This is a genomic window from Microbacterium sp., from assembly GCF_047607465.1.
Classification (GTDB): domain Bacteria; phylum Actinomycetota; class Actinomycetes; order Actinomycetales; family Microbacteriaceae; genus Microbacterium.
In genome coordinates this window covers 1-6,807 of sequence record NZ_JASGCY010000096.1, presented here as the reverse complement: position 1 = coordinate 6,807, position 6,807 = coordinate 1, and the positions used below count along the sequence as shown (strand labels likewise).

3 protein-coding genes are annotated in these 6,807 nt (G+C 69.8%); all 3 read left to right on the top strand.

What is annotated here, in order from left to right:
* Positions 1-104 precede the first annotated feature (104 nt).
* The 3 genes from QM568_RS14135 (at position 105) to malQ (ending at position 6,724) form a co-directional block, all read left to right on the top strand.
* Positions 105-1,844, top strand: a complete 1,740-nt coding sequence (locus QM568_RS14135; RefSeq protein ID WP_415139818.1) for an ABC transporter ATP-binding protein — start codon at positions 105-107, stop codon at positions 1,842-1,844.
* Between the two features lie 162 nt (positions 1,845-2,006).
* On the top strand, positions 2,007-4,493 hold the full coding sequence (locus QM568_RS14130) for a glycogen/starch/alpha-glucan phosphorylase (protein WP_415139817.1): 2,487 nt from the start codon (positions 2,007-2,009) through the stop codon (positions 4,491-4,493).
* A gap of 65 nt (positions 4,494-4,558) precedes the next feature.
* Complete coding sequence (gene malQ, locus QM568_RS14125) at positions 4,559-6,724, top strand: 4-alpha-glucanotransferase (protein WP_415139816.1); 2,166 nt, start codon at positions 4,559-4,561, stop codon at positions 6,722-6,724.
* Positions 6,725-6,807 lie beyond the last annotated feature (83 nt).

Genomic DNA, 6,807 nt, shown 5'->3' with positions numbered 1-6,807 from the left:
GCGGGCCTGGCGCACGTGCGCCGCGGCCGGCGCACCCTGCTCGTGACGGGCTCGCCGGCGCTGCACCGCGTGGCCGCGCGCACCCTGACGATGCGGGCGAAGCCATGAGCGCTCTGGGGGCCGACGCCCTGCCGCTCGCCGACGGACGCACCGTCGCCCGCGAGATGATGCGGGCGCTGAACGGTCGGCGCTGGCGCATTCCCGTCGTCATCCTCGTCTTCATCGCGGCCGCGGCGTGCGGCGTTGTACCGCCGCTGGCCCTCGGCGGCATCGTCGACGCGCTCTCCTGCGACGGCGCGGATGCCGCCGTCGTCTGGACGGCCGGTGCCATGATGGCGGGTTCCGTCGTCGTCGGCGCCGTGCTGTCGGCGATCGGCGTGATCGCCGCCGCACGGATGCTGGAGTCGATGCTCGCCCGGCTGCGCGAGGACATGGTGGCAGCCGCCTTCCGGCTGCCGCAGTCGCGGGTGGAGCGCGCCGGCGACGGCGACCTCGTCACCCGCGCGAGCGACGACGTCGCCGAAGTGGCCGGGGCGATCCCGGGAGTCGTGCCGGCGGTCGCCGGGTCGCTGTTCACGGTGATCGTCACCTTCGCCGGCATGGCGCTCATCGACCCCCGCTACGCGCTCGCGCTGCTCGTGATCGTTCCGGTGCACGTCTACGCCGTGCGGCGCTATCTGCGCGAGGCGCCGCCGCTGTACGCGCAGGAGCGCGCGGCCATGGCCGAACGCGCCAGGCATCTGCTCGACGCGCTGCGCGGGATCGACACGGTGCGCGCGTACGGCCTCGCCGAGCGGCAGCTGGGACGCATCGGCACGGCGTCGTGGGCGGTCGTGCGCTGGGCGATGCGCGCCCGCCTGGTGCTCAACGCCTTCTTCGCCCGGCTGAACCTCGCCGAGTTCCTTGGCATGACCGCACTGCTGGTCGTCGGGTTCCTGCTCGTGCGCTCCGGCGAGGGCACGGTCGGCGGTGTCACGGCGGCGATGCTGCTCTTCCTCCGGCTGTTCGGCCCCATCAACGAGCTGCTCATCGTCATCGACGATCTGCAGTCGGCGCTCGCCTCGCTCTCGCGCATCGTCGGGGTGACGGTGGCGGGGACGGATGCTCCGCCGGCCCCGCATCCGTCCTCCGATGAGGGTGCGCGCGGCGACGGCGCGGGCGGCGGTCTGCGCGCCATCGGCATCGACCACAGCTACGTCGACGGGCACCCATCGCTGCGCGGTGTCGACCTGCAGGTGCCGGCGGGGGCGACGACCGCGCTGGTCGGCGCGTCCGGCGCGGGCAAGACCACGCTCGCGGCGCTCATGGCCGGCATCCACCATCCGTCATCCGGCCGGATCGAGGCGCCCGCCGACGTCATGCTCGTCACGCAGGAGGTGCACGTGTTCGAGGCCACGCTGCGCGAGAACCTCTCGCTCGCCCGCCCGGACGCCGCCGACTCCGAGCTGCGCTCTGCGCTGGAGAGCGTGGGGGCGGCGTCGATGCTCGAACGGATGCCGGACGGCCTCGACGAGCGCCTGCACCGCGACGCGCTGACGCCGGCCGAGGCCCAGTTGCTGGCGCTCGCGCGCGTGCTCGTGGCCGATCCGTCAGCGGTGATCCTCGACGAGGCGACCGCCGAGGGCGGATCGAGCGATGCGGGGCGCCTGGAGGCGGCCGCGCTCGCCCTCGTGCAGGGGCGCACGGCGCTCGTAATCGCCCACCGGCTCAGCCAGGCGGCGGCCGCCGATGAGATCGTCGTGCTCGACCACGGGCGCATCGTCGAGGTCGGCGGCCACGACGAGCTGCTGCGCGCTGATGGCGACTACGCCGCGCTCTGGCGCGCCTGGCAGTCGCGCACCTGACCCCCGACCCCGCGCCCCCGCCTCGCTCGCCCGAGCCGTCGCGAACGGCGGGTGCGCGGCATCAGCACCCTGCATACGCGACGGCTCGGCGCCGCGGTCGCCGGTCGAATTCGTAGCGCGTTCGTAACGCGCCCGCATAACACTTCTCGATACGGTCTATAGGTGCCCGAGAACATCACTGCCACGCATCCGCTCGCCCTCGCCCCCGTGACCGCTCCGGAGAGCTCTGCAGACGCCTTCGTCGCGGACTTCCTGCACAACCTCAACTTCGACCGCGGTGTCGCCCTGTCGGCATCGAGCGAGAACGACCGGTACTTCGCCCTCGCCCACACCGTGCGCGACTATCTCATGGCCAGGTGGCTCGAAGACCTCCGCCGCCAGAAGCAGACGCAGGCGAAGGGCGTCTGCTACCTCTCCGCCGAGTACCTCCTCGGCCGTCAGCTCGACAACAACCTGCTGGCTGCCGGCCTCGCCGACATCGCGCGGGACGCCCTCGCCTCCTGCGGCGTCTCGCTCGACGACCTGCGCCAGCACGAAGTCGAGCCCGGGCTCGGCAACGGTGGTCTCGGCCGCCTCGCCGCCTGCTTCATCGACTCGCTCGCAACCCTCGGCGTGCCGAGCATCGGCTACGGCATCCGCTATGAATACGGCATCTTCCGTCAGACCTTCGTCGAAGGGCAGCAGGTGGAGCAGCCGGATGCCTGGCTCTCGCTCGGCTCTCCGTGGGAGTTCGCCCGACCAGAAGACGCGCAGACCATCGCGTACGGCGGCCACACCGAGACGTACGACGATGAGGGTGTGACGCGATCCCGCTGGGTCCCTGGGTGGAACGTGCAGGCGGTGCCCTACAACTACATGGTCCCCGGCTTCCAGAACGGCCGTGTGAACACGCTGCGGCTGTGGAGCGCTGTGGCGACGGATGCCTTCGACCTGCGCATCTTCAACTCCGGAGACTACGAAGAGGCGGTGCGCGCGCAGACCTTCGCCGAGAACATCTCCAAGGTGCTCTACCCCGAGGACTCCACCCCGCAGGGCAAGGAGCTGCGCCTGCAGCAGCAGTACTTCTTCGTCGCAGCATCCATTCACGACTTCCTCGACAATATGCTCTCCGAGGAATACGACCTCGCCACTCTGCCCGAACGCGTGATCTTCCAGCTCAACGACACCCACCCGGTGATCGCTGTGCCCGAGTTCATGCGCGTCCTCGTCGACGAGAAGAAGATGGAGTGGGATGCCGCGTGGCAGATCACGCAGCAGTGCTTCGCCTACACCTGCCACACCCTGCTCCCCGAGGCCCTGGAGGTCTGGCCTGTGGACCTGCTAGGACGCCTGCTGCCGCGGCACCTCGAGATCATCTACCGGATCAACGAGGAGTTCCTGGATGCCGTGCGCGAGCGCTTCGGCGACGACGAGATGCGCATCCGGAACATGTCGATCATCGCCGAGCATCCTGTGCGCTCCGTGCGGATGGCCTACCTCGCAACCGTCGCCGGCGCCAAGGTCAACGGCGTCGCCGAGCTGCACTCGCAGCTGCTGCGCGACAAGGTGCTGCACGACTTCGACGCCTTCTACCCCGAGAAGTTCACCAACGTGACCAACGGCGTCACGCCGCGCCGCTTCCTGCGCCTGGCGAACCCCGATCTGTCCGGCCTCATCACCGAGGCGATCGGAGACGGCTGGGTCACCGACCTCGAGCGGCTGCGGGAGCTCGAGCCGTTCGCCGAGGACGCCGAGTTCCGCACGGCCTTCGCCGAGGTGAAGGCGGCCAACAAGCGCCGCCTGAACGAGGTGCTCCGCGCGCGCGACGGTTTCGAGGTCAGCGACGGGCACCTGCTCGACGTGATGGTCAAGCGCCTGCACGAGTACAAGCGGCAGATGCTCAAGCTGCTGCACGTGGTGTCGACCTACGATTCCGTCGTCTCAGGGCGGGTCGCTGCGTCCGACATCCAGCCGCGCACCGCGATCTTCGGCGCCAAGGCCGCACCGGGGTATGCGATGGCGAAGCGGATCATTCATCTGATCAACGCGGTCGGCGAGGTCGTCAACGACGACCCGCGGCTCGAGGGGCGGCTCAAGGTCATCTTCCCGCCGAACTACAACGTGACCCTCGCCGAGCGGGTCATTCCCGCGGCCGACCTCTCCGAGCAGATCTCCCTCGCCGGAAAGGAGGCCTCAGGCACCGGCAACATGAAGTTCGCTCTCAACGGAGCCCTGACCATCGGGACGGACGACGGCGCGAACGTCGAGATCCGCGAGCTCGTCGGCGACGATCACTTCTTCCTGTTCGGCATGAGCGAGCCGGAGGTCGAGGCATTGAGCGCGCGCGGCTACCGACCGAGCGAGTTCTATCAGGCGGATGCGGGGCTGCGCGCGGCCATCGACCTCATCGCCTCCGGTGCGTTCTCGGGCGGCGACCGCTCGGTGTTCGAGCCGATCGTGTCGAACCTACTGTATGAGGACCGCTTCATGGTGCTCGCCGACTACGCCTCCTACATCGAGGCGCAGGCACGGGTCGACGCGGCGTACGCCGACGCAGACGGGTGGACGCGCTCGGCGATCCTGAACGTCGCCCGCACCGGGTTCTTCTCGTCCGACCGGTCGATCCGCGACTACATCGACCGCATCTGGCACACGCCGCCGGCGCACTGAGTCCAGGCAGCCGGTGCCACGTCACAGAGCCCGGTCAAGAACGATCAGTCAACGAGGAGGTCGACATGGTTCCCGATGAACGCACCCCTGATCCCGATGCCCCGAGCGAGACGCTGGAGGCCCTCGCAGCGGCATACGGGATCTCGACCGAGTACTGGTCGTTCTTCGGCGAGCACGTGAGCGTGCCCGCGTCGACGCTGCGGGCGCTTCTGAGCGCGATGGGCGCCGATCTCGACGATGAGCATGCGGCACTGCGAGCCCGCGAAGAGCAGCCCTGGCTGCGGCTCGTGCCCCCTTCGCTCGTGGTCAGAGAGGGTTCGGGCGAACTGAGCATCCATGTCGCCGACGGCGCCACCGCGCACGCGGTCGTCGTCCTCGAAGACGGGACGCGGCGAGAGCTCGGCGAGCCTCAGGAGACGGAAGAGTCCAGGAGCATCGACGACGCGACCGTGCGTCGACTGGCCCTGGCTCTTCCCGGCGACCTGCCCCTCGGCTGGCACGAAGTGCAAGTCGACGAGTACCTCGCAGGCGTTGCGCGACCCGCGCGCACAGAGTCCTGCGCACTCGTTGTCACCCCGCACCGGCTTTCTCCTCCTCCCAGCCGCGACGCCAACCGGGGTCGGTCCTGGGGCCTGATGGCGCAGCTGTACTCCGTGCGATCGCGCGACTCCTGGGGGTTCGGCGACTTCGCGGACCTCGCTGAGCTTGCTGAGATCTCCGCGCGACGCGGCGCCGACTTCGTGCTCATCAACCCGATCCACGCCGCAGAGGTCACCTCTCCCATCGAACCATCGCCGTATCTGCCGGCCAGCCGCCGCTTCGTCGCCCCGCTGTACATCCGGCCGGAGCGCATCGAAGAGGCCGATGGCCTTGCCGGTGCGGATGCCGCGGCTGTCGCAGCGCTCGGTGAGCCGCTGAAGGAGGCCGATCTCGTCGACGAACTGATCGACCGGGACGCCGTGTGGTCGGCGAAGCGCGAGGCGCTGCGCCTGATCCATCTCGTTCCCCGATCGGCCGCTCGGCAGGAGGCGTTCGACGCGTTCGTCGCCCGTGAAGGCGAGGCTCTGGCGCGCTTCGCCGGGTGGTGCGCGTTGCAGGAGCACTTCGCCGGCGTCCCCCACGACGAGCGTCCAACAGGCTGGGACGACGCGGCATCCCCCCTCGCCCAGGAGCTTGCGACCGCCCTCGCCGACGCCGCAGCGTTCCACGTCTGGCTGCAGTGGATCGCCGACGAACAGCTGGCCGCGGCGCAGACGGCGGCGCTGGCATCCGGCATGCGGATCGGGATCATGCACGATCTCGCTGTGGGTGTGCACCCGCTCGGCGCCGATGTCTGGTCGAACCCCGCAGCATACGCCCGCTACGTCTCGGTCGGGGCTCCGCCCGACATGTACAACCAGCAGGGGCAGGACTGGTCGCAGCCGCCGTGGCTGCCCGACGTCCTCGCCGAGCAGGGCTACCGGCCGCTGCGCGACCTGTTGCGGGGCCTCCTCCGGCATGCGGGGGCGCTGCGCATCGACCACATCATCGGCCTGTTCCGGCTCTGGTGGATCCCCGCTTTCTCCTCCCCGGGCGCCGGCACCTACGTGCGCTATGACCACGAAGCCATGATCGGCATCCTCGTACTCGAGGCCCACCGCGCCGGCGCCGTGATCATCGGCGAAGACCTCGGCAATGTCGAGCCGTGGGTGCGCGACTATCTCGCCGAGCGCGGCATCCTCGGCACCTCCGTGCTGTGGTTCGAGAACGACGACGACGGCCCCCGCCAGCCCGAGCAGTACCGGCAGGGTGTGCTGGCCACTGTGACCACGCACGATCTGCCCCCGACGGCGGGGTACCTGGCCGGGGAGCACGTCGAGCTGCGCGCACGCCTGGGTATTCTCGAGCGCCCCGTCGAGGAGGAGCGTGAGGCCGCACACCACGAGAAGGAGCGGATGCTGCAACGCCTCCGCGAGCGCTGGATCCTCGCCCCTGACGCCTCGGAAGAGGATGCCGTCATCGCCCTGCACCGCTACCTCGGTGCTGCGCCGTCATACCTGCTGGGCGTCGCGCTCACGGATGCTGTGGGCGAACGCCGGGCGCAGAATCAGCCGGGGACGTACAAGGAGTATCCGAACTGGCGTGTGCCGCTGACTGACGGCGATGGCACCCCCGTGCTCCTCGACGACCTCGACGGGAACGGCCGATTCCAGCGGCTCGTCGCTGCCGTGGACGAATCCCTCCGCTGGTAACCCCCACCCCCGACTCCCCCGTCCCCGACCCCGTTCCGGTCGCGAACCTGGCTCGACTTCCACCGGAAATCGAGCCAGGTTCG

Excerpts from the sequence above, each read along its gene's own strand:
- QM568_RS14135 (WP_415139818.1), top strand. The coding sequence starts at position 105 with ATGAGCGCTCTGGGGGCCGACGCCCTGCCGCTCGCCGACGGACGCACC.
- malQ (WP_415139816.1), top strand. The coding sequence starts at position 4,559 with ATGGTTCCCGATGAACGCACCCCTGATCCCGATGCCCCGAGCGAGACG.